The organism is Saccharothrix algeriensis, from assembly GCF_016907655.1.
Lineage (GTDB): Bacteria > Actinomycetota > Actinomycetes > Mycobacteriales > Pseudonocardiaceae > Actinosynnema > Actinosynnema algeriense.
The window spans coordinates 2,852,151-2,871,923 of the sequence record NZ_JAFBCL010000001.1 but is presented as its reverse complement, the minus strand read 5'-3'; the positions used below and the strand labels follow the sequence as shown (position 1 = coordinate 2,871,923).

Genomic DNA, 19,773 nt, shown 5'->3' with positions numbered 1-19,773 from the left:
CGCGGGGAGCGGGCAGCGCGCGGCTCCGGGCCGGTCCGAAGGGGCCGGCCGGGAGGAGCCCGGCCGGGAGAGCCCGATCAGCGGGGGCCCGGCCGGTACGGCGCGCCCGGCCGGGCGCGGGGCGCTCAGCCGCCGCGGGACTCCGCGTAGGCCGCCAGGGCGGCCAGCTGCGCCGGGTCCAGCGAGGGCCGCACCGCCGAGCGCGCCGCCGCCAGGTGGGCCTTCGTCACCTCGGCCGCCGCCAGCGACTCCCGCATCGCGGTCAGCGCCGCCTCGCGGACCAGCGCCGCGCAGTCCGCCGCCGAGTACCCCTCCAGCTCCTCGGCCAGCGCCGCCAGGTCCACGTCCGCCGCCAGCGGCGTGTTGCGCGACGAGGCCCGCAGGATCTCCGCCCGCGCCTCGGTGTCCGGCGGCGGCACGTAGACCAGGCGCTCCAGGCGGCCCGGCCGCAGCAGCGCCGGGTCGATCAGCTCCGGCCGGTTGGTCGCGCCCAGCACGACCACGTCCCGCAGCGGCTCGACGCCGTCCAGCTCGGTCAGCAGCGCCGCCACCACGCGGTCGGCCACGCCCGAGTCGGCGGACTGGCCGCGGCGGGGCGCGAGCGCGTCCACCTCGTCGAGGAAGACCAGCGCGGGTGACGCCTCGGCGGCCCGCCGGAACAGCTCGCGCACCGCGCGCTCGGACTCGCCGACGAACTTGTCCATCAGCTCCGCGCCCTTGACCGACAGCACGTTCAGCCGCCCGGTGCCCGCCAGCGCCCGCACCAGGAACGTCTTGCCGCACCCCGGCGGGCCGTACAGCAGCAGGCCGCGCGGCGGGGCCACGCCGAGCCGGGCGAACGAGTCCGGGTACTGCAGCGGCCACAGCGCGGCCTCGGTGAGCGCCTGCTTCACCTCGACCATGTCGCCCACGTCGGCCAGCGTCAGCCCGCCGGTGCGCAGGGTGTCCGAGGTCGACATCGAGATCGGCCGGACCGTGTCCAGCGCGCCCAGCAGGTCCTGCTGCGCCACGCGCGGCTCGGTGGCGTCGCGCTGGCGCAGCGCCGACCGCACGGCCGCCTCGCGGCGCAGCGCCACCAGGTCGGCCGCGACGAACCCCGGCGTCCGGTCGGCGACCGCGCCCAGGTCGACGTCCGGCTCCAGCGGCACGTCCCGCAGCAGCACGCGCAGCAGGTCGGTCCGCGCCGCGCCGTCGGGCAGCGGCAGCACCAGCTCCCGGTCCACCAGCTCGGGCACGCGCAGCCGGGGGTCGATCGCCTCCGGGTGCGCGCTGGTCACGACGAGCGCGAAACCCGCCTGCCGCGCCGCCGCGCGCAACGCGTCCAGCACCACCGTGGCGACCGGCGGCGGGTCGCTCGCCGGCAGCAGCGCCTCCACGTCGGTCAGCAGCAGCACGGCGGGCGACGCGGCGGAGGCGATGGCGTCGGCCAGCCGCCGGGCCGCCGCGTTGGCCTCCAGCACCGCGACGCTCGGCGCGGCGAGTTCGACGACCCGCGCGCCGACGCTGTGCGCGACGGCCCGCACCAGCGTCGCCTTGCCGACCCCCTCGGGCCCGCTGACCAGCGCGGCCAGCCGGGGCGCCGCGCCGAGGCGGGTCAGCAGCTCGGGGTGGCTGAAGGTCAGGTCGAGCCACTCGCCGAGGCGGCGGGCCGCCTCCTTGCGGCCGACCAGGTCGGCGATCGGGACCGGCTCGGGCTCCGGCGCGTCGACCGCGGCGGGCGCGTCGGCGGCCCCGGTCGCCGGCGGCGCAGCGGGCGCGGCGTCACCGGTGCGCGCGCCGTCCCGCCAGCCGACGACCGTGGACGGCTGCACCGCGACCGGACCGCCGGCGGGTTCCACGTGGGTGACGGTCAGCAGCTCGTTGGTCCACGTCATGCCGATGGCGTTGGACAGCTTCCGGCGCGTGGCGCTGACGTCCGCGCCCGGCGGCGGCGCGAGGTCCTGCGGGAGCAGGGACACCGCGTCGCCGACGGTGAGCACCTTGCCGGTCAGCGCCATGCGCAGCGTCTCGGGTGTCAGCGACGTGCTGGCCAGCCGGGAGCCGGCGACGGTGACCGACCGCGCGCCCGACACCTCGACCGGGGCGACCACGACCTCCGCCCCCTCGGTGACGCCGATGTTGGACAGCGTCACGTCATCCACGAAGACCACGCCGGGCGCGCCGTCGCCGGCGGCGGCCAGCGCGGAGCTGACCCGCGCGCCGGTCAGCCGCACCGCGTCCCACGCGCGCAGCCCCAGCGCGTCCAGCACCTCGGGGTGCAGCCGGACGACCCCGCGCCGGGTGTCGAGGGCGGAGGGGGAGAGGCGGGCGGTCAGCGTGATCACACCGGCGAGCCTAGGCCACCGCCCCGGCCCGGACCGGCCCACCGGGCCCGTCCTCCGACGTCCGGGCGGGTGGGCGCGGCGTCACCGGCCCGCCCGACCGCTCCGCCGGAGCCGGACGCCGGGGTAACCGGCGGCCGGCCCGGACGCCCCGCCGGACGCCCCGCCTGACGCCGCGGCGTCAGGGCCGGTGGTGCCGGCGCAGCCCGATCTGCCGCCAGCCGCGGCGCTTGTCCGGCCTCGGCTGCCCGGCCGCCTCGGCGGCCACCTGCGTCGGGTCCACGGCGCGGCGCGGCCGGCGCACGGCGCGCATCGCCGCGCCCGCCACCCGGCCGCCCAAGGGCCTCCGCAGGCCCAGCCTCCGCGCGGCCACGCCGTGCGCGCGCTTGATGGCCCGGCGGTCGGCGGCCGGCACCGACCACGCCTCCGGGTGCCTGGCCAGCCAGCGGTACCGGCGCACCGAGTACGGCAGGTGGGCCAGGTAGAGCAGCATCGCCGCGCCCAGCGCCGCCAGCGGGAACGTGATCACGGCCGCCGCCAGCAGCCCGACCAGCACCAGCAGCGGCGCGACGGCCCGCGGCTGGACCTTGATCGTCTTCACCGACAGCGTCGGGATGCGGCTGACCAGCAGCAGCGCGATGGCCACCGTCCAGAGGGCCACCACCCACGGCTGCGACCACCAGCCGGGGCGGCCCACCTGCTCGTCCAGGATCAGCGGCAGCAGCAGCAGCATGCCGCCGGCCGGGGCGGGCACCCCGACGAAGAACTCCTTGGCGAACGGCGGCTGCTCGGTCTCCAGCAGCGTGTTGAACCGGGCCAGCCGCAGCACCATGCAGACCGCGAAGATCAGCGCCACCACCCAGCCCTCGCGGTGGGGCTCGAACTTCCACACGTAGACGACCAGGGCCGGCGCGACGCCGAACGACACCGCGTCGGCCAGCGAGTCCAGCTCCGCGCCCATCTTGCTGGTGGCGTCGAGCAGCCGCGCGATGCGGCCGTCCAGCCCGTCGAACACCGCCGCCACCGCGAGGGACGCGATGGCGGCGCCGTAGAAGCCGTTGATGGCGAAGTACACGGTCGACAGCCCGGCGCACATCGCCAGGACCGTGATCGCGTTGGGCAGCAGCCGGACGCCCGGGCCGCTGGGCGCCATCGGATCAGAGCTCCGGCAGTTCGGCGAGCACGGTCTCCGCGCCGATGGTGCGCTGGCCCGGCTCGACCAGCACCCGGCTGCCCCGCGGCACGTACAGGTCGACCCGCGAGCCGAACCGGATCAGGCCGTAGGTCCGGCCGACGGTGAGCCGGTCGCCCTCGGCCGCGTCGCACACGATCCGCCGCGCCACCAGGCCGGCGATCTGCACCACGACGATGTCGTGGCCCTCGGTGGAAGTCAGCAGCACCGCGTTGCGCTCGTTGTCGTCGCTGGCCTTGTCCAGGTCGGCGGACAGGAACTTGCCCGGCCGGTAGGCCACGCGGCGGACCTCGCCGGACACCGGCACGCGCTGGACGTGCACGTCGAACACCGACAGGAAGACGCTGACGCGGGTCATCGGCACGTCGCCGAGGCCGAGTTCGGCCGGCGGCACGGCTTCTACCACGTGCGAGACGGTGCCGTCGGCGGGCGCCACGGCGATGTTGGGGCGGACCGGGGTGGTGCGCGCGGGTTCCCGGAAGAACCAGGCCACCCACGCGGTCAGCAGGCCGCCGGCCACACCGGCGCGCCGCGAGAACCGGCGCAGCAGGAGGGCGACGACCGCCGCGACCGCCACGAACGGGCGGCCGGCGGGGTGCATCGGGGGGACGATCCCCCGCGCGAGGTCGAGGAGGTGGGATACGGCACCGCTGTGCTTGTCGCGATCGACGCTCATGGCTCTTCCGTGTCGGGGCAGTGCTTCCGGCCGGCCCCACGCTACGCCGGCGGTACGCCGGATCCCGCCCGGTGTGCCCGTGCGTCCCCCGACGAACGCACGCGCCCACCGGGCGGGCGTGCCGAGAGTGTAATCCGGGTCACATGGCGTAATCAATGGCATTGAGTGAAGGCCGGATGACTCACTGTACTCGAACGATTCGGTTCGGTCGATCTCCCCAGTGATGGCCCCGGGCTCGGACCGGGTCGCTCGACGCGGGCCGCGCTCTCGGCGGCACCGGCCGACACGGTTCACGAGCCCCCGTCGAAGACCCGCTCGACCCGGCCGACGCGGTTTGCGGAGCCGAGGAGAGCCCCGCACAGTCGCACCCCAACGACACTCGCGCAAAAACCGAACCGACCCCCAGTCACACCGTCCCCCAGCCGACCACCTCCAGCCCCGCCCAACTTTTGCTTTCGGCTCTCAGCACGCCCCGTGCAGTCCGGTGCTCTCGTGTTCTCCCCGTATGGCCTGCCCGGAGGGCTACCATGCTTTCTTGGGGGGTGCAAGCACGCTTTTCGCTTGCACCCCCCAAGAAAGCATGGTTGTCTTTGACAGGTCATGCGGGGGGAACACGACCGCTGTTTCTTTTCATTCTCCTTGGCGGCCTGCCTGTCCGGCGAGGACTCTTTTAATCCCTTCAGCCTCGGGCGGTACAGCACCAAATATTTCCTGGATCGGTGCGCGACCCAAGTATGAAGAGCGGCCGAGAGGCCCCCAAGGAGAAGGGAAGTGCGTCGTGTTCTCCCCGCACGGCCTGCCGGAGGCAATCATGTTTTCCGGGGGGCGTCAAGCGAAGAGCGTGCTTGACGCCCCCCGGAAAACATGATCGGGCTGCGCCCAGGCCGTACGGGGAGAACACGAGGCACACGGCTGCGCTGAACAGCGCCGCCGCGCGGGGCGCGGCTTGAGGCGAGAGCTGAAGCGCCGCCGCGCGGGGCGCGGCCCGTGCGTCAGGGCCGCGCCGAGCGCGGCTTGACTCGGAGCCGGCCGTCCCGCGTTCCCGCCACGACCCCGGCCCCGCCGGAAGCCCACCAAAAGCCCCACCAAAAGCCCCGCCGGGAGCCCCGCCGGGAGCCCCGCCGGGAGCCTCAGCGCAGCAGTCGCACGGCCACGTCCGCCCCCGCCGCCAGCTCCGTGACGTCCTCGGGCACCTCGATCAGGCAGTCGCTCAAGGCCAGCGCCGACAGCAGGTGCGACCCGGGCCCGCCGACCGGCGTCACCACCCGCCCCGACACCGGGTCGTACTTCCCGCGCCGGAACTGGGTGCGGCCCGCCGGGGACGTCAGGGGAGCGCTCAGCCGGGCCCGCACGACCGGCCGCTCCGCGTCCGGCAGGCCCATCGAAGCGCGCAGCGCCGGTCGGATGAACACCTCGAACGACACCTGCGCGCTCACCGGGTTCCCCGGCAGCGTCGCCACCGCCACGCCGAGGTACCGCCCGGCGCCCTGCGGACCCCCGGGCTGCATGGCGACCTTGGTGAACTCCACGCCCCGCCCGGTGAACGCGTCCTTGACCACCTCGTACGCGCCCGCGCTCACCCCGCCCGAGGTCAGCAGCAGGTCGAAACCCGCCAGCCGCGCCCCCACGGCCTCGTGGAAGACCGCCACGTCGTCCGGCACGAACCGCAGCAGCTCCGCCTCGCCACCGGCCTCGCGCACGGCCGCCGCCAGCATCACGCCGTTCGACTCGTAGATCTGCCCCGGCTCCAGCGGCACGCCCGGCGCGACCAGCTCCGAACCGGTCGACAGCACGAGCACCCTCGGCCGCCTGCGCACCGGCAGCGCGCCGAACCCCAGCGCCGCCGCCAGCCCCAGCTGCGCGGGCCCCAGCGGCGTGCCCGCGCGCAGCACGGTCGTGCCCGCGGCCACGTCGTCCGCGGCGCGCCGCACGTTCGCGCCCTCCGCGACGCCCCGGTCCACCCGCACCGACCCGGTGCCGCCGTCGGTCCACTCGACCTGCACGACGGCGTCCGCGCCGGCGGGCAGCGGAGCGCCGGTCATGATGCGCTGCGCGGTGCCCGGGCCCAGCGGCGTCAGCGCCGTGCGCCCCGCCGGGATGTCGTCGGTCACCGGCAGCACCACCGGGGTCGCCGCCACGTCCGCCGCCCGCACGGCGTAGCCGTCCATCGCCGAGTTGTCGAACGGCGGCAGCGCCACCGGCGCGACCAGGTCCTCGGCCAGCGCCAGGCCGAGGCAGTCCGCGATCGGCAGCGGGCCCGCCGGCATCGGCCCGAGCAGGCCGGCGACCCGCTCCCGGTGGTCCGCCACCCGGGTCAAGGAGTTCGACACGGGCACCATCCTGCCGCCCTCGTGCGAGACTGCCCCGACCGGCCGCCGAGCAACCGCGGGAGGGGAACGTCCGGTGCAGGTCCGCACGCGACACACGCCGACCTTCGGAGTGGCCAGGCTGGTCCTCGCGCCCGCCGAACCGGTCCTCGTCGAACGCTCCTCGCTGTTCGCGACCAGCTACGGCGTCAGCCACGACACCAGGGGCAAGGCGCCCGGCGTCAAGGCCGCGCTGTGCACGGCGGGCCCGGAGGGCGGCTGGGTGGACGTCGCCCCGCCGCTGCCCGGCGACCTGCACGTGCTGGAGCTGGACGGCAAGACCGGCTGGTGCGTCGCCCGCAACGGCTGGCTCGCCGCGTCCGGCTCGGTCGCCATGGACCCGTCCGCGCCGCCGCTGCGGGCGCTGCACGGCGGCGACAGCGGGTTCCTCACCTACGTCTACGGCGCCGGCTCGGTCGTGCTGGCCTGCTACGGCACCCTGGACGTCGTGACCCTGGACGCGGGTGAGCTGGTCACCCTGCACAGCGGTCACGTCGTCGGATTCGCCGACACCCTCCAGTGCCGGTTGCGCGCCGTTTCCCCCGATACGCCCCAATCCGTGCGCAATGGCGACGGCCTGGTCCTCGACTTCGCGGGCCCCGGCCTCGTGCTGACCCGGACCCGCAGCCCGCGGGGTCTCGTCAGTTGGTTGCGCGACAACGGATTCAGCGTGCGCGCATGACTCCATAAGGAGGTATCGGCGAACCCCCTCGTGCCTCTAGCGTGGCGGTTTGCTCAGGTATTTCTCAAAGGAGGACGTCTTGGCTGTCGGCACGGTCAAGTGGTTCAACTCGGAGAAGGGGTACGGCTTCATCGCCGCCGACGGCGGGCCCGATGTCTTCGTGCACTACTCGGCGATCCAGATGGAGGGCTTCCGCACGCTGGCCGAGGGCGACCGCGTGGAGTTCGAGATCCAGGCCGGCCGCGACGGCCGCAGCCAGGCATCGGACGTCCGGAAGGCGTCGTGACACCCGCCCGGCCCGCCGCGCGGCGGGTCGGGCCGCCCCACCCGTCGGGCCCCGCCCCGCGCCCGGCCCGGGGCAGCGGGGCCCGGAGCGGGCCGAACCTGCGCGCACCGGCGCGGCCGGGCCGGTGAGGCCGGTCCCGCCCGGCCCGCGACCCCCGCGCCGCCCGGTCCGCGGGCGGGCGTGCCCCGAACGGCTCGCGGCCGATCGGCCCCGCGCCGGGCGGTCCCGGCCCGGGTGGTCTTACCCGGAACCCGGCGCACGCCGGTTCACCCGGACGTTAGGCTGACCCGCGTGTCGGAGGACCTGAGCGGGCGACGGCTGGGCCACTACCGGATCGACGGGGTGCTCGGCCGCGGTGGCATGAGCGTGACCTACCGGGCCACGGACGTCAGGCTCGGCCGCAAGGTGGCGCTGAAGGTCATCGGCGAGCACCTCACCGCGGACGCCGAGTTCCGCGAGCGGTTCGTCGACGAGGCGCGCAACACCTCGGCGATCGACCACGCGAACATCGTGCCGCTGTACGACTTCGACGAGGTCGACGGCCTGCTCTACATCGCCATGCGGCTGGTCGACGGGCAGGACCTGGCCAGCCACATCAAGGACGGCCCGATCTCGCCCGCGCGCACCCTCACGCTGCTCGGCCAGGTCGCCGAGGCGCTGGACATGCTGCACGGCAAGGGCCTCGTGCACCTGGACGTGAAGCCGGCGAACGTGCTGGTCACCACCAAGGAGGCGGCCCGCGAGCACGTCTACCTCGCGGACTTCGGCCTGACCCGGCGCGGCGCGACCGGCCACCGCACCCGGACCGGGGACTTCCTCGGCTCGCCCACCTACGCCGCGCCCGAGCACCTGCGCGGCGAGCCGCTGGACGGCCGCACCGACCAGTACGCGCTGGCCTGCATGGTGTTCGCGTGCCTGTCCGGCCGCCCGCCGTTCCAGGGCGGCGTGCAGGACGTCATCCAGGGCCACCTGGGCGCCGAGGTGCCCGCCCTGACCTCGCTGGTGGCGCTGCCGCCGGGCATCGACGACGTGCTGCGCAAGGGCACCGCCAAGGACCCCAACCAGCGGTACGGGACGTGCCAGGAGCTGATCTCGGCCGCCCGCGCCGCGCTGGGCGGCGCGGCCACCGTGACCACGCCGCCGCGCCGGACCGACGCCCCGGTGTCCGGGCCGACGCCCGTGCCCGGCCCGCAGCAGGCGCAGCAGCAGCAACCCGCGCAGCCGCAGCAGCAGCGCTACCAGCAGCCCGCGCAGGGGCAGCCGCCGGCCGGGACGCCGTCGGGCGGGTTCACCCAGCAGCCCGGCTTCCTGGCCGAGCCGGTGCGGCTGCGCCCGCCGACCCAGGTCGGCAGCGCGTCCGCGTTCACCACGACCGCCAGGTCCCGGCCCGCGTGGGTCGCGCCGGTCGTCGTCGGCGTGGTGGCGATCATCGCCGTCGTCGTCCTGGTGATCATCCTCATGCCCAAGTCCGAGGAGCCCCGCGTGCCGGCGCTCACCGGCACGAACCAGTCCATCGACGTCGGCGACGGCACCGGGAGCAACCGGCCGCTACCCAACAGTGTGCCCGTGAAGACGCCACGCTGACCTGCGGTTCTTGCACTCGCCCGGGTTGAGTGCTAAACACGGACCTGGCACTCGGACCCCCTGAGTGCCAGCACGCAGGCTGGGACGGTGAGGCAGGCCCCGGTTCGTCGGGGCAGGTCGTCCGTCGCGGGCACCGAGCCTGGCCAAGCACCGTGTTCCGCTGCGGACCGCGTCCGCAGTGGCCCCATAAGTCGTTCACAGGCGGAGGAACACACCGCAATGGCCAAGATGATCGCGTTCGACGAGGACGCCCGCCGTGGTCTTGAGCGCGGCATGAACACCCTCGCGGATGCCGTCAAGGTGACGCTCGGCCCCAAGGGCCGCAACGTCGTGCTCGAGAAGAAGTGGGGCGCGCCGACCATCACCAACGACGGCGTCTCCATCGCCAAGGAGATCGAGCTCGAGGACCCGTGGGAGAAGATCGGGGCCGAGCTCGTCAAGGAAGTGGCGAAGAAGACCGACGACGTCGCCGGTGACGGCACGACGACCGCCACCGTGCTCGCCCAGGCCCTGGTCCGCGAGGGCCTGCGCAACGTGGCCGCCGGCGCGAACCCGCTGGGCCTCAAGCGCGGCATCGAGAAGGCCGTCGAGGCCGTGACCGAGCAGCTGCTCAAGACCGCCAAGGAGGTCGAGACCAAGGAGCAGATCGCCGCCACGGCGTCCATCTCCGCGGGCGACTCGACCATCGGCGAGCTGATCGCCGAGGCCATGGACAAGGTCGGCAAGGAAGGCGTCATCACCGTCGAGGAGAGCAACGCGCTCGGCCTCGAGCTGGAGCTGACCGAGGGTATGCGCTTCGACAAGGGCTACATCTCGGCTTACTTCGTGACCGACCCGGAGCGCCAGGAGACGGTCCTGGAGGACCCGTACATCCTGCTCTACGGCTCCAAGATCTCCTCGGTCAAGGACCTGCTCCCGCTGCTGGAGAAGGTCATGCAGGGCGGCAAGCCGCTGCTGATCATCTCCGAGGACGTCGAGGGCGAGGCCCTGGCGACCCTGGTGGTCAACAAGATCCGCGGCACCTTCAAGTCCGTCGCGGTCAAGGCCCCCGGCTTCGGCGACCGCCGCAAGGCGATCCTGCAGGACATCGCGATCCTGACCGGTGGCCAGGTCATCACCGAGGACGTCGGCCTCAAGCTGGAGAACGCCGACCTGTCGCTGCTGGGCAAGGCGCGCAAGATCGTCGTCACCAAGGACGAGACCACGGTCGTCGAGGGCGCGGGCGACGCGGAGCAGATCCAGGGCCGCGTCAACCAGATCCGGGCCGAGATCGAGAAGTCCGACTCCGACTACGACCGCGAGAAGCTCCAGGAGCGCCTGGCCAAGCTCGCCGGCGGCGTCGCGGTCATCAAGGCCGGCGCGGCCACCGAGGTCGAGCTGAAGGAGCGCAAGCACCGCATCGAGGACGCGGTGCGCAACGCCAAGGCCGCCGTGGAAGAGGGCATCGTCGCCGGTGGCGGCGTGGCCCTGCTCCAGGCCGCCGAGGCCGCCTTCGCGGGCCTGAAGCTGGAGGGCGACGAGGCGACCGGCGCCAACATCGTCAAGGTCGCCGTCGAGGCCCCCCTGAAGCAGATCGCCGTCAACGCCGGCCTCGAGGGCGGCGTCGTGGTGGAGAAGGTCAAGGGCCTGCCCGTCGGCCACGGCCTCAACGCCGCGACCGGTGTCTACGAGGACCTGCTCGCCGCCGGCGTGCCGGACCCGACCAAGGTGACCCGGTCGGCGCTCCAGAACGCCGCGTCGATCGCGGCCCTGTTCCTGACCACCGAGGCCGTCGTGGCCGACAAGCCCGAGAAGGCCGGCGCCGCGCCTGCCGTCCCGGACGCCGGTGGCATGGACTTCTGAGTCGCACCACTCCGCGAGGCCCGGTCCACCAGGACCGGGCCTTCCGGTTTTTCAGGGCACTTACCACTTTTGCTCTTCAGGCTCCCTGCACGCCCCGTGCAGTCCGGTGGCCTCGTGTTCTCCCCGTACTGATCTTCAATTGTTGGGGTCAGGTTGGTTCGGGGGTGAGGGTCAGGCCGGTGTGGGCGAGGAATCCGTCGAGCAGGTCGGGCCGGTTCCGGATGAGGCGGAGTCGGCGGCGCACGATCGGGACCAGGTCGTTCAGACCGACGGGGGCGAGGTTGGCCAGACCGCGTTTGAGGTGTGACCACACCCCTTCCACCGGGTTGAGTTCCGGGGCGTAGGCGGGTAGTCGGATCACGTGCAGCCAGTCCCGGGCGGCGAGGGCGGGCCGTATCCGGGCGCTGATGTGCCGGTCGAGGTTGTCCCAGATCAGCACGATCGGGCCGCCCAGGCGACGGTGGGCGTCGTCCAGCAGCGCGAGGTAGTGCCGCTCGAGGAAGCTGCGCGGGGCCGGCGGGCTGCGGCGGCGGTGGTGCACGAGCACCCGGTGCAGCAGCCGGGTGCGTTCGCCGGGTTTGACGCAGAGCAGGCCGGCCACCGAGATCCGACCCTGGGAACCGGCCCAGTAGGGCAGGACCGGGGTGTGGCCGCGCCTTGCCCAGGTGCGGGCCTTGTGCGGGCGGGTGTTGCAGCCGGTCTCGTCCTCGAAGCACAACCAGGCGCCCAGGTCCGCGGCTAGGGTTTTCCCCGCGCCCACGACTCCCGCCGCCAGGCGGTGACCGCGGCCTCGTCACGGCGGTCGGCCCGCCGGGCCGGCACCTGGGGGCTGTAACCGATGCGGTGCAGCACCAGCGACATCCCGGCCGGGGTGTAGCGCACCGCGAACAACCGCGCGACCAGCTCCGCGACCCTGGCCAGGGTCCAGCGTCGATCCTCGGTGTACCCGTGGGCGGCCGGCCCCTGCTCCAGGGCCTGGACCAGCCGGTCGAGCCGGGCCCGGTCCAGACGGCAGTCCGGCCCGCCCGGCCCCCTGGAGCGCAGGGCCTGCCGGCCCCCGGCACGCCACAAACGCCGCCAGGCATAGGCGGACTTGGTCGACACCCGCAGACCACGAGCGACCTCGCAGGCGCCCACACCACGCTCGAACCAGTCGGCGGCCTGCATCCGCACCGCCTCACGTCGGGCCCGTTCCCGTCCGGTCAGGCCACCACCATCGGGATAGCGCATACCCCACGGGTACCCCCGGGACAGCCCCACCCACCGACACAAGCCACCACAGACCCCAACAATTGAAGATCAGTATGGCCTGCCCGGAGGGCTACCATGCTTTTCTGGGGGGTGCAAGCACGCTTTTCGCTTGCACCCCCCAAGAAAGCATGGTTGTCTTTGACAGGCCATGCGGGGAGAACACGACCGCTGTTTCTTTTCATTCTCCTTGGCGGCCTGCCTGTCCGGCGAGGACTCTTTAAAGCTCTTCAGCCTCGGGCGGTACCGCACCAAATATTTCCTGGATCGGTGCGCGACACAAGTATGAAGAGCGGCCGGGAGGCCCCCAAGGAGGAGGGAAGTGCGTCGTGTTCTCCCCGTACGGCCTGCCGGAGGCAATCATCTTTGTCGGGGGGTGTCAAGCGAAGAGCGTGCTTGACACCCCCCGACAAAGATGATTGGGCTGCGCCCAGGCCGTACGGGGAGAACACGAGGCACACGGCTGCGCTGAAGCGCCGCCGCGCGGAGCGCGGCTCATGTGCTGGAGTTGTGCATTGCGCCGCAAGCTCGCCTACGAGTGGGTCACCGCTCATCCCGAGCCGAACAGCACGACGCCCCGTGCGCTCCCCGTCCGGTCCTGCGGAGTGACCGGGACGGGGCGGGCACGAGGCCGGGGTCGTGCTGCGGCAGAGGGCGGACTGCCTGCGATGCGGATGAGCCGGGATCAGCGCGGTCGGGCGCTGTGTCGTCGGTGCTGTGTCGTCGGTGCGATGTCCTGGGCGCCGTGCTGTCGGCGCTGTGTTCTCAACGCCGTCGTGCACCGGCCGAGACGCCTGCCGAACGCCTGCCGAAACGCCTGCCGAGGCGTCGGCGCGCGCCTACAGCATGATCGTCGGTGTCACCACTGTGCGACCGCGTTCTCCGCGCGAGTCCACCAGGTGCACCACGATCTGCGTCGTGCCCGTGGGCACGTCCGCCAGCACGAACCGGCCGCCGTCGTCGGCCTTGGTGGTGCTCGACTCGTGCTCGGCCACCCGCACCTCGACGGTGTGCTCGCCCGCGGGCACCAGCCAGCCGTCGATGCGGTGCCGCGCCCCGCTGGGTGTGAAGTTGACCATGAGGGTCAGGTTGTCCACCGTGAACGTGATGGTGCCGGGGTTGCCGCCGCGCACGCCGGCGAACGAGCCCGCCCGTTCCCAGCGCGCGACCTCCACGTCGAGGTCTTCCAGGGCCACCGCGAACTGGATCCGTTCGACCAGGCCCGCCGGCGGTGCGTCGAGTTCGTGCACCAACCGGTTGAGCTCGGTGAGGACAGCGGTGTCCTCTTGGCCTCTGCGGTCATCGCGCGGGTCGATGTCGTTCACCGCGATCCTCCTTCCGCGTCGAGATGTGTGCGCAGCGTCGTCAGGCACCGGCCCCTGGTCGGGCCGATGCTGCCGCGCGGCATGGACAGTGCTTCGGCGACCGCGCGGTACTCCGCCCGCCCGGCCAGCACGGTGAGCCGCAGGAGTTCCTGGCACTTCTGCGACAGGCGGCCGAAGGCCCGCCACAACCGGTGGTCCCGGTCGTCGACCAGGGCGGCGTCCTCGGGCAACCCGTACTCGCTCTCCAGCTGCTCCGCCAGCTCGTCGGACAGCGCCGCTTCCCGACGTGCCGGCGTCCAGGTGCGCTGGGCCTCGCGGCGCGTCGCCACGACGAGCCACCCCGCCAGCGCCCGGGGTTCGTTCAACCGGTCCAGGTGGCGCAGCAGCGCGAGCCAGACCGTCTGCACCACGTCCTCCGCGGTGCTGCGGTCCAGCCCGTTCCCCCTCGCCACGTGCCACACCAGGGGCGTCAGATCCGCCACCAGCACGTCCAGCGCCCTGCGGTCGCCGTTGCGGGCGGCGACGACGCAGGCCGCGTGCCGATCCGTCCCGTCCAGGCCCTCCCACGGTGGGCGCTCACCGGCCGTGCGCAGATCTCCCACGTCGTCACCTCCTCCTCGACATCCCCCAGCCGCAGCTGATCGTCACACACCCGCCGCCAAACCGCGGCGGCGGTCCGCGATGCCCCCCTCGCACCGCGGACCGCCACTCACCACTGGCGACCACCGGTCGACACCCCTCGAAGCCGACCGGGAGCCGCCCCCTCCCCCTAGTGGTCGGTGGGGCGACGACCCCCGGCGGGTGTCGGAGCGCCCGGGTCGGCTCTCACGAGGTGCCTCCTGGTGGGTCGAGGTCCGGTCATGGATAAGGAGTGAGTAGTTCTACGGTGGATACACAGCCCGTCGTTAACAGTTCACGGTCGGCGAGAAAAGCCGGCATCGCCCCAGCTCAACGGCACCGCCCGCGGCGCTTCCACAGTGTGCGCCCGGCCGAACCTCCCCCGCCCGGGTGATGCCGCTCGGCCCGCCCCCCGACCGCGCGGCCCGGGGGCGGGCCGCGCCCGGCGGCGCGCTCGGGCCGTTATGGTCCAGACCATGCTTGAGGTCATCGCTCTCGACGCGGCCGACGCCGTCGCCGCCCAGGCCGGTGGAGCGCACCGGCTCGAACTCGTCACCGACATGGCCGCCGACGGCCTGTCGCCGTCCCCCGCGCTGGTGCGCAGCGTGCTGGCCGCCACCGACCTGCCGGTGCGGGTCATGCTGCGCGACGCGCCGGGCTTCGCGCCCGGCTCGGTCGACGGGCTGCGCCGGGAGGCGGCGGCCCTGCGCGAGGCGGGCGCGACGGAGTTCGTGCTCGGCTTCCTGCGCCCCGACGGCCGGGTGGACGAGGACGCCTGCCGGGCCGTGCTCGCCGAGCTGGACGGCTGCCGCTGGACCTTCCACCGGGCGCTGGACCACTCCGCCGACCCCGAGGCGGCGTGGGGCGCGGTGGCCGCGCTGGGCTGCGACGCGGTGCTCGCGGCCGGCTCGCCGCGCGGCGTCGCGGACGGGTTCGCCGTCCTGGAGCGGCTGGCCGCCCGGCAGGACGAGGTGGCGCTGCTGGTCGGCGGTGGCCTCCAGGCCGGGCAGGTGGCCCCGCTGAAGGCGGTCGGGGCGGCCGGCTTCCACGTCGGGAGCGCGGTGCGACCCGGCGGGTGGGACGCGCCGCTCTCCGCCGACGCCGTCCGGACCTGGGCGGATCTGGTCTAGACCGCTTGCCGATTCGGACACTAGCATCCCCGTTGCTTCCCATGAAATAGCCGTTGCACATAACGCAACACGTACTGGAGGGGGTTCGGATGGTGCTGGTAGCCAAGAGGGTGGCCACGGCGGCGGCGGGGCTCGCCGTCGCAGTGCTCGCCGCGGCCGGGCTTTCCGGGTGCGCCCCGGTCCAGTCCGGTCCGGCGGCGACCGGAACCGACCAGGAGACCGGTCAGCTCCGCGTCTGGCTGTTCGACGAGGTCAACCGGGGGCCCAAGGAGGCCGTCGTGAAGGAGGCGGTGACCGAGTTCCAGAACGCCCACCAGGGCGTGACGGTGGACGTGCAGTACATCCAGGTGCAGTCGCGCGCCGAGCGGTTCAAGGCGGCGTTCAGCGACCCGAAGAGCGCGCCGGACGTCGCCGAGTTCGGCAACACCGACCTCGCGGGCTACGTGGCGGGCGGCGGCTTCGCCGAGCTGGACCTGGGGTCGTGGGACGAGGCGAAGGACCTGCTGCCGACGGTGCTGGACACCGGCAAGGTGGACGGCAAGGTCTACGGCGTGCCGTGGTACGTGGGCATCCGCGCCCTGTACTACCGCACGGACGTGTTCTCCGAGCTGGGCCTGAAGCCGCCGGCGGAGCTGGCGGAGATCGCGCCGCTGGCCAGGCAGATCCGCGCGGCCAAGCCCGACCTGCTCGGCATCTCGGCCGGCGGCAAGTACACCTACGCCGCGATGCCGTTCGTGTGGGCCAACGGCGGCGACATCGCGCGCAAGGAGGGCGACAAGTTCGTCGCGGCCATCGACAGCGCCGAGGCCAAGACCGGCCTGCGCCAGTACACCGAGCTGATCGCCGACGACATCTGCCCGCCCGCCCAGTGCGCCGGCAACGGCGGCGACGCGAGCGTCGAGGCGTTCCGCGCGGGCAAGGCGGCGATGGTCGTCGGCGGCGACTTCAACCGCAAGTCGGTCGACGCGTCCAGCGTGGCGGGCAAGTACGCCGTCGTGCCGCTGCCGGGCAAGACCGAGGGCTCGATCGCGCCGGCGTTCGCGGGCGGCAACCTGCTCGGCGTCATGAAGGGCTCGGAGCGCAAGACGCTGGCCAACCAGTTCGTCCAGCTGCTGGGCGGCAAGCAGTACCAGCGCAAGATGTTCGACGCCATGGGCAACATGCCGACCTTCGGCGACGTGCAGGCGGACGTGGCCAAGGCGAACCCGGCCGTGGAGCCGTTCATCAAGACGCTCGAAGCCGGCACCAGGTTCGTGCCGGTGACGCCGAACTGGGCCAAGATCGACGCCCAGGCCGTGCTGCCCAACCTGCTGCAGGAGGTCGCGGCGGCGGGCAACGACCTGGACGCCGCGGCCAAGAAGGCGGCCGACGCGATGAACGCGGCGTTCAGTTCATGATGCGTTCCACCAGGGGCGACGGGCGGATCGCGTTCGCCTACCTCGCCCCGGCGCTGCTGGTGCTGATCGGGCTGATGGGCTACCCGATCTACCAGCTCGTGCTGATCTCGCTGTTCGACTACGGCCAGGAGCAGGTCAGCGGCGGCGCCGCGCTGGACTTCCTCGGCCTGGGGAACTACGCGACCCTGCTGTCCGACGCCAAGTTCTGGTCGGTGCTCGGGCAGACGGTCGGGTTCGCGGCGGTGTGCGTGATCGGGACCCTGGTGGTCGGCGCGGCGCTCGCCGTGCTGGCCACCAGGGTCCGCACCTGGGCGCGGACGGTGCTGTTCCTGGCCGCGCTCGGCGCGTGGGCCACGCCGGCCGTCGCCGGGTCGACGATCTGGCTGTTCCTGTTCGACGCGAACTTCGGGTTCGTCAACGAGCTGCTGGGCACCACCGGGTTCTCCTGGACCTACGACCGGTGGCTGGCGTTCGGGCTGGTGGCGGGCCAGGTGATCTGGTGCTCGTTCCCGTTCGTCATGGTGACGCTGTACGCGGGCATCAAGGCGATCCCGGGCGAGGTGCTGGAGGCCGCCGCGCTGGACGGCGCGTCGGCGCTGCGCACCGCGCGGTCGGTGATGCTGCCGCTGCTGCGCCCGCTGCTGATCGTCGTGACCATCCAGTCGATCATCTGGGACTTCAAGGTGTTCACCCAGGTCTACATCATGACCAACGGCGGCGGCATCGCCGGGCGCAACCTCGTGCTCAACGTCTACGCCTACCAGCAGGCGTTCGCCGCGTCGGAGTACGGGCTGGGCGCGAGCATCGGCGTGGTCACGACCGCGTTGCTGCTGCTGGTCACGCTCGGGTACCTGCGGGCGCTGAAGAAGTCGGGGGAGGTGCTGTGAAGCGGCGCATCGCCGAGGTCGTCACCGTGCTGATCGCCGGCGTGGTGGCGTTCCCGCTGTACTGGATGGTGCTCACGGCGCTGAAGCCGGAGTCCGAGGTCATCTCCGCCGAGCCCCGGCCGTGGACGCTGGCGCCGACGTTCGACAGCTTCGTGCGCGCGCTGACCGTGCAGAGCTTCGGCCGCTACCTGGTCAACAGCCTCGTGGTGGCCGTCGCGGTGGTGCTGCTGAGCCTGCTGATCTCGTTCCTCGCGGCCACGGCGCTGACCCGCTTCCGGTTCCGCAGCCGGACGACGCTGCTGGTCATGCTGCTGGTGGTGCAGATGGTGCCGGTGGAGGCGCTGACGATCCCGCTGTTCTTCATGATGAAGTCGGTGCGGGACGTGGTGCCGGTGTTCGGCCTGAACCACCTGGGCTCGCTGGTGCTGGTGCACCTGGCGTTCAGCCTGCCGTTCGCGATCTGGATGCTGCGCGGGTTCGTCGCGGCCGTGCCGGTGGAGCTGGAGGAGGCCGCGACCCTCGACGGCGCGTCCCGGTTCCGGTTCCTGTGGCAGGTGCTGTTCCCGCTGGTGGCGCCCGGGCTGGTGGCGACCAGCGTGCTGTCGTTCATCCACGCGTGGAACGACTTCCTGTTCGCCAAGACCTTCATCATCTCGGCGGCGGAGAACCAGACGCTGCCGCTGGCGCTGCAGGTGTTCGTCAAACCGGACCAGAACGACTGGGGCGCGATCATGGCGGGGTCGACGCTGATGACGATCCCGGTGCTGGTGTTCTTCATCCTGGTGCAGCGACGTCTGGTCGCAGGACTGGCGGGAGCGGTGAAATCGTGATTCTTCCCAGGCCGGTGTCCTTCACCCGCGGTGACGGGGAAGTCGAGTGGGACGGCGCGGTGGACGAGCGGGTCACGGGGGAGGGGCCCGCGGGGTCCTACCGCCTGGTGATCGGTCCGCCGGACGAGCCCGGCGGGCCGGTCGTGCGGGTGGTGGCGGCCGACGACGCGGGCTGCTCCCACGCCCGGCAGACGGTGAAGCAGCTGGCGGGCCCGGACTCCTTCCGCGCCGCGCCCATCCGCAGTGGACCGGTCAGGCTGCCGGTGTGCGTCGTGGAGGACGCGCCGCGGTTCGCGTGGCGCGGCGTGATGCTCGACGTGGCGCGGCACTTCCTGCCCAAGCACGACCTGCTGCGCTACGTCGACCTGCTGGCCGTGCACAAGCTGAACGTCCTGCACCTGCACCTGACCGACGACCAGGGCTGGCGGTTCGAGTGCCGCAAGCACCCGAAGCTGCACGAGGTCGGCGGGTGGCGCCCGTCGTCGCGCCACGGCGACCGGCGCAGCGGCGGGCAGACCGGGCGACCGCACGGCGGCTACTACACGCAGGACGACCTGCGCGAGGTCGTGGCCTACGCGGCGCGGCGGCACATCACGGTGGTGCCGGAGATCGACGTGCCGGGGCACAGCCAGGCGGCCATCGCGGCGTACCCGGAACTGGGCGTGTCCGGCGGTGGCGTGTGGACCGACTGGGGCGTCAACCCGAACGTGCTCAAGTCCGACGAGTCCACCGTGGACTTCTACCGGGACGTGTTCGACGAACTGCTCGACGTCTTCCCGTCGGAGGTCGTCGGGCTCGGCGGCGACGAGGCGGAGGCCGGCGACGGCCGGGTCGTGCGGCGGCTCGCGCAGCACCTGGTGCAGCGCGGCCGGCGGCCGTACGGCTGGGACGAGGTGCTGGGCGTGGGACCGCTGCCGGAGTCCACGGTCATCGCGTCGTGGCGCGGCGAGGAGGCCGGGCTGGCGGCGCTGGACCGCGGGCACGACGTGGTCATGTGCCCCGAGGCGCACGTCTACCTGGACTACCGCCAGTCCGGCGACCCGGCCGAGCCCATCCCGGTCGGGACCGTGCTGACCTGGGAGGACGTCTACTCCTACGAGCCGGCGGCGGCCGGGCGGGTGCTCGGCGCGCAGGCGAACCTGTGGACCGAGCACCTCGACTCGCCGCGGCGGCTGGACTACGCCGCCTTCCCCCGGCTGAGCGCCTTCGCCGAAGTGGTCTGGAGCCCCGCCGGGCCCCGGGACGTCGCGGAGTTCCGGACCCGGCTGGTCGAGCACCACCTGCCGAGGCTGGCCGCCCTGGGCGTCGAGTACCGGCCCCTGTCCGGTCCCCTGCCCTGGCAGCAGCTCCCCGGCGTGCCCGGCTTCCCCCGGTGAGCGACCCCCGCGC

General features: G+C 73.1%; 17 protein-coding genes. 9 read left to right on the top strand and 8 right to left on the bottom strand.

The genetic code is table 11. The annotated features are described in order from the left end of the window. Nucleotides 1-125: 125 nt before the first annotated feature. From JOE68_RS12935 to moeA, 4 genes are all read right to left on the bottom strand, one after another. Nucleotides 126-2,324, bottom strand: a complete 2,199-nt coding sequence (locus JOE68_RS12935) for an AAA family ATPase (protein WP_204842602.1) — start codon at nucleotides 2,322-2,324, stop codon at nucleotides 126-128. Between the two features lie 178 nt (nucleotides 2,325-2,502). Beyond that, entirely contained in the window at nucleotides 2,503-3,474 is a 972-nt protein-coding gene (gene pssA / locus JOE68_RS12930) for a CDP-diacylglycerol--serine O-phosphatidyltransferase (RefSeq protein WP_204842601.1), read from the bottom strand. 4 nt (nucleotides 3,475-3,478) lie between these two features. Next, complete coding sequence (locus JOE68_RS12925; RefSeq protein ID WP_204842600.1) at nucleotides 3,479-4,189, bottom strand: phosphatidylserine decarboxylase; 711 nt, start codon at nucleotides 4,187-4,189, stop codon at nucleotides 3,479-3,481. Between the two features lie 1,130 nt (nucleotides 4,190-5,319). Continuing rightward, the gene (gene moeA / locus JOE68_RS12920) at nucleotides 5,320-6,528 is read right to left on the bottom strand and encodes a molybdopterin molybdotransferase MoeA (RefSeq protein WP_204842599.1); all 1,209 of its coding nucleotides are present in this window, start codon (nucleotides 6,526-6,528) and stop codon (nucleotides 5,320-5,322) included. Between the two features lie 64 nt (nucleotides 6,529-6,592). Between moeA and JOE68_RS12915 the strand changes: the two genes are divergently transcribed. The 4 genes from JOE68_RS12915 (at nucleotide 6,593) to groL (ending at nucleotide 10,949) form a co-directional block, all read left to right on the top strand. After that, complete coding sequence (locus JOE68_RS12915; RefSeq protein ID WP_204842598.1) at nucleotides 6,593-7,237, top strand: AIM24 family protein; 645 nt, start codon at nucleotides 6,593-6,595, stop codon at nucleotides 7,235-7,237. Nucleotides 7,238-7,316: 79 nt separating this feature from the next. After that, the gene (locus tag JOE68_RS12910; RefSeq protein ID WP_033432301.1) at nucleotides 7,317-7,523 is read left to right on the top strand and encodes a cold-shock protein; all 207 of its coding nucleotides are present in this window, start codon (nucleotides 7,317-7,319) and stop codon (nucleotides 7,521-7,523) included. Between the two features lie 291 nt (nucleotides 7,524-7,814). Continuing rightward, complete coding sequence (locus JOE68_RS12905; protein WP_204842597.1) at nucleotides 7,815-9,107, top strand: serine/threonine-protein kinase; 1,293 nt, start codon at nucleotides 7,815-7,817, stop codon at nucleotides 9,105-9,107. Nucleotides 9,108-9,326: 219 nt separating this feature from the next. After that, nucleotides 9,327-10,949: a chaperonin GroEL gene (groL, locus tag JOE68_RS12900; protein ID WP_204842596.1), complete on the top strand. Its 1,623-nt coding sequence runs from the start codon at nucleotides 9,327-9,329 to the stop codon at nucleotides 10,947-10,949. 148 nt (nucleotides 10,950-11,097) lie between these two features. Here groL and JOE68_RS12895 read toward each other — a convergent pair whose 3' ends face one another. The 4 genes from JOE68_RS12895 to JOE68_RS12880 form a co-directional block, all read right to left on the bottom strand. Next, on the bottom strand, nucleotides 11,098-11,709 hold the full coding sequence (locus JOE68_RS12895) for a transposase (protein ID WP_307819415.1): 612 nt from the start codon (nucleotides 11,707-11,709) through the stop codon (nucleotides 11,098-11,100). Further along, nucleotides 11,688-12,179, bottom strand: coding sequence for a winged helix-turn-helix domain-containing protein (locus JOE68_RS12890; RefSeq protein ID WP_204840485.1), 492 nt, complete (start codon nucleotides 12,177-12,179; stop codon nucleotides 11,688-11,690). The genes JOE68_RS12895 and JOE68_RS12890 overlap by 22 nt, the downstream gene beginning before the upstream one ends. Before the next feature lie 857 nt (nucleotides 12,180-13,036). Further along, complete coding sequence (locus tag JOE68_RS12885; protein WP_204842595.1) at nucleotides 13,037-13,522, bottom strand: carboxypeptidase regulatory-like domain-containing protein; 486 nt, start codon at nucleotides 13,520-13,522, stop codon at nucleotides 13,037-13,039. Next, nucleotides 13,519-14,124 carry an RNA polymerase sigma factor gene (locus tag JOE68_RS12880; RefSeq protein WP_204842594.1) on the bottom strand — a complete coding sequence of 202 codons (606 nt, stop codon included), beginning with the start codon at nucleotides 14,122-14,124 and terminating at the stop codon, nucleotides 13,519-13,521. Before JOE68_RS12880 ends, JOE68_RS12885 begins: the two co-directional genes overlap by 4 nt. Nucleotides 14,125-14,616: 492 nt before the next feature. Here JOE68_RS12880 and JOE68_RS12875 point away from each other — a divergent pair, with 492 nt between their 5' ends. From JOE68_RS12875 to JOE68_RS12855, 5 genes are all read left to right on the top strand, one after another. Next, nucleotides 14,617-15,270: a copper homeostasis protein CutC gene (locus JOE68_RS12875; protein WP_239562227.1), complete on the top strand. Its 654-nt coding sequence runs from the start codon at nucleotides 14,617-14,619 to the stop codon at nucleotides 15,268-15,270. An 89-nt stretch (nucleotides 15,271-15,359) separates the two neighbouring features. Further along, nucleotides 15,360-16,667 carry an extracellular solute-binding protein gene (locus JOE68_RS12870; protein WP_204842592.1) on the top strand — a complete coding sequence of 436 codons (1,308 nt, stop codon included), beginning with the start codon at nucleotides 15,360-15,362 and terminating at the stop codon, nucleotides 16,665-16,667. Beyond that, nucleotides 16,664-17,554: a carbohydrate ABC transporter permease gene (locus JOE68_RS12865; protein ID WP_204842591.1), complete on the top strand. Its 891-nt coding sequence runs from the start codon at nucleotides 16,664-16,666 to the stop codon at nucleotides 17,552-17,554. Before JOE68_RS12870 ends, JOE68_RS12865 begins: the two co-directional genes overlap by 4 nt. Further along, entirely contained in the window at nucleotides 17,551-18,384 is an 834-nt protein-coding gene (locus JOE68_RS12860; protein WP_204842590.1) for a carbohydrate ABC transporter permease, read from the top strand. The genes JOE68_RS12865 and JOE68_RS12860 overlap by 4 nt, the downstream gene beginning before the upstream one ends. Next, entirely contained in the window at nucleotides 18,381-19,760 is a 1,380-nt protein-coding gene (locus tag JOE68_RS12855; protein WP_204842589.1) for a beta-N-acetylhexosaminidase, read from the top strand. Before JOE68_RS12860 ends, JOE68_RS12855 begins: the two co-directional genes overlap by 4 nt. Nucleotides 19,761-19,773: the final 13 nt, after the last annotated feature.